The 613-nt window shown below is 47.1% G+C and carries 1 pseudogene; it reads right to left on the bottom strand.

Going from position 1 to position 613, the window contains the following annotated elements:
* Positions 1-613 (bottom strand): annotated as a pseudogene (locus R7Q11_RS27570) (undecaprenyl-phosphate glucose phosphotransferase); the annotation flags it as partial.

Genomic DNA, 613 nt, shown 5'->3' on the forward strand with positions numbered 1-613 from the left:
GATAGCAAGCAGGATTGGTGATATCAACACTAAGATAATGCTAGAGAACAAAATGTCTTCGAAGCGTTTAATCCAGGATGAAACGCCAGCAAAAGGCGTATCGAACACGCTGAGAGTTTGAACTTGACCAATTTGATCCCAGCGAGAATGGAGCAGGTTGTAAGTAAAGAAATCCGGGATCAGATAAGTGTTCGCTGTGGTGTCGGAGAACTGGTTCAGGATGGAAGCAATGCGCTCTTTAGCATGCATTGGCATCGCAATGTATACGTAATCGACTTCTCCTCGTTTTGCCCGTTCTAACGCTTGGTTTACCGCGCCTTTGATTGGGTATTCGGAGCTAGGCAATCTGTCGCTAGAGCGTTCGTCATAGAAGCCGTCAAATAGAACACCATGCTCGGTGTGGTTTTGAATCTCGTTGGCAAGGGTAATGCCGTGAGGGGTCTGGCCGATGATGATAGCGGTGCGAGTGTTGAAGCCCATTTTTCGCAAATAGGCCAAAACGGTACGAAAGGTTACTCGCCACGCCAACAGTAATGCCGGCGTAATAGTAACCCATAACGCTAAGATACTGCGGTCAAACAAAGGGTAAACTTCGGAAAAGTAAAGCACCATG

The sequence above is a fragment of the Vibrio sp. 970 genome (assembly GCF_033339075.1).